Source organism: Halanaerobium sp. (genome assembly GCF_003070835.1).
The window spans coordinates 1-2,752 of sequence record NZ_QBLR01000390.1; the positions used below are offsets into that span (position 1 = coordinate 1).

Consider the following 2,752-nt stretch of genomic DNA (forward strand, 5'->3'; position numbering starts at 1 on the left):
TCTAATAAAGAATCTTTCAGCATTCGATAACTCAAACCAGTGATTTTTTTCAAATTCTTCTGGAATAAGGTAGCTGTTAGCTACATCACGAGCTTTTTTAATTAATTTTTCAACTGGACTTTCCTCGTTTCTATCTCCAGAAAGCCAATAATCAATATCTATACCATCAATTTCTCCATAACCTGTTAATACCTTAAGTGCTGCCGCATAAGAAGCAAGTAAATAGTCAGCATCAGTAAAATCAGGAATATCTTTATAGTCAATACCTTTCATTGAATCAATCATTTTTTTAACTTCCATCTGGATTTCATCATATACTTCATCCTGAAAAGCAAAATCATCAGAACTTTGTTTTTGAAGAACTAATAATACAGTTCCTTTAACATAATTGCCTTCTTTTAATCCCCCAGAGTTAGTTTCAGTCGATATATTCCAGGCTGAAGCAACTTTTAATCCAGCAGACCATAAAATCATAGTAAGTTCTGACCACACTTTTACATCTTGATGGGTAAACATTACAATCTGATAGCCATTATCAGGCATGTTATCAGCTAAATTTTTGTAAATTTCAACCATGCTCTCATTAAAAGATTGGCCTGTTCCTTTTACAGCTAATACTCTTTTTGAATCTGTATACCATTCTGGGAATATATCTTTTAAAAAGTTTTGATCTAAAGACAAAAAGAACTCTGATAATTCATGATAATTAACAGCATCTGCATAAGGGGGATCTGTAAACCAAACATCTTGGTTTTTATTAATTTGTCTAGCATCAATTGGACAAACTTTACTTTTGTTTTTAAAATCATAATTGTTAATATTATAAAACCAACTATTACTTAAAAGAAATAAGCTTCTAGTTCCATAATTAAATAATGTATTTAAAGATTGGTTTGAAAAAGTATTTTTTACTATTTCACACCCCTTATAACTATCCCACATACTTAATTTAGAATTCCAGTCTAAACATTTGTTTCCACCAAGTAATTGAATTACTTTTTCTTTTTTTGTTTGAGAAAATTTATCAGAATACTTCATTAGCAAACCATTTGTTAATAACTGCCTAGGATTAAATAATTGATGCCAGTACTCCCAACCTTTTTCTCTCATAATTTGATCAGTGTTATAACCTTTTTCTATTCTGCCAGAAGGTATATATCCGTTTTTTTGCCATTCATTAAATCTTTCTGATAATAAATCAATAACTTTTTCTTCTTGTTTTAACTCATGTTGAGTTGGGGAAGAATAATATCTATTTCCATTCCCATCTATATATTTTATTGCATATAATCTCTCTTTGTAAACATCTTCATCTCCATATTGAAACTTATTTTTCCCCCAGGTGTTCAAACCAAAAATAGTACCATCTTTTGTTTTTTTATCATTTCTAATGCTTGTAATAGGGGTCTTAGTTTCACAATGAGGACAATAAATTTTATTATTGTCAATGGTAGATGATTTTTTAGATTTTTCTCTTTGATTTTTGTTAGCATTTTGAATAATATTTATAAAAAATCTTTCATTTATATTGTCTTCCCTTAATATAGCAACAGTTTTTGTGCCTTTTCCTATAATCCAAGATGGAGCTAATGGAACTGTATAACCACACTCTGGACATTCTACTTCATTGCAATAAAGATAAGAATCAGCACGATGTCCTTTTTCATTGTGCTCAATTCCCCATTCACTTATTTGTTTATTAGCTTCTTTATAGACTTTTTCTTGAAATTCTTTTAATTCATTAATTTGTTCATCAGAAGCACCAGCAACATTTAACGAAGCCCATGTTAAAAGTGCAGCAATTGGATTTAAATCAGACCCAAAAGCTTCAGCCCCCATTCTTGCTGCTTCAAATGGAATTGAACCCCCACCAGAAAAGCAGTCACCAACTTTAGGAATATGATTAAACTTTTTCTTCCCTAACTCTTGAATTAACTCTTGTAAATCTGTTGCATTAGTTTTTAAATGTTCATTAATAATTTCCCATTCTTTTTCATCAGTCAATTCGACTTCTTCAGGTCTTTTACAGTATCTTAATTTATCATCATAAGATAATCTATTAAAAGCTATTTTCTGTAGTTCTTCTTTCATCTCCTTCTTGTTCTCTCTTGACATACCTTTAGGATATTTAGGCTTTTTAGCAGTTGAACCCTCTCGAAAATATTGTTCTTTTTCTTCTTCAGTAGTAAGCTGCCATAATTTCTTTTTAGAAATATTTTTATACTTTCTTAACCACAAACCTTCTTCATCCATAGTCATAATTTTAAGGAATATTTCTCTATCTTTATTGTAATTATTTGAAACTGGTAATAAGGTCCCTAATAAAGCTGCCCTAACCATAACCAGTGGTTTTCGACCCCACCATTTACCTAACCCAGTAAGTGTTTGCCCTAGATTAGCTTTTCTTTCTTTATAACTTTCCTTAGATATTCTTGAAACTGGAAATTGAACTTCAATAAATGATTTATTATAATCTAACAAAATAATCCTCCTCGTATAATATACTTAGTGATATTGAAATATATCACCATTCAAATATAAATTTGCTTGTTTCTATTAATTTTAGATTTAGTCCCTGATATAATGATATCAAAAGATATCCAGGATAGATTTAGATCCTCCTTGTAGCATGTATTTACATGACTACTTCTAGAGTTTGATCCCCTGAGGCTGATATGAACTCCTAACCCGTATGTTGTGTCCCATTTGTTTTCTGCTGCTTTAGCAGGCAGCTGCCTCTGTACTCAAAACT

1 protein-coding gene is annotated in these 2,752 nt (G+C 30.6%); it reads right to left on the minus strand.

Annotated features, from left to right (window positions below; genetic code table 11):
- Nucleotides 1-2,481: anti-phage-associated DUF1156 domain-containing protein (locus CI949_RS19455; protein WP_290769488.1), on the minus strand; the 2,481-nt coding region annotated here is incomplete at its 3' end.
- Nucleotides 2,482-2,752 lie beyond the last annotated feature (271 nt).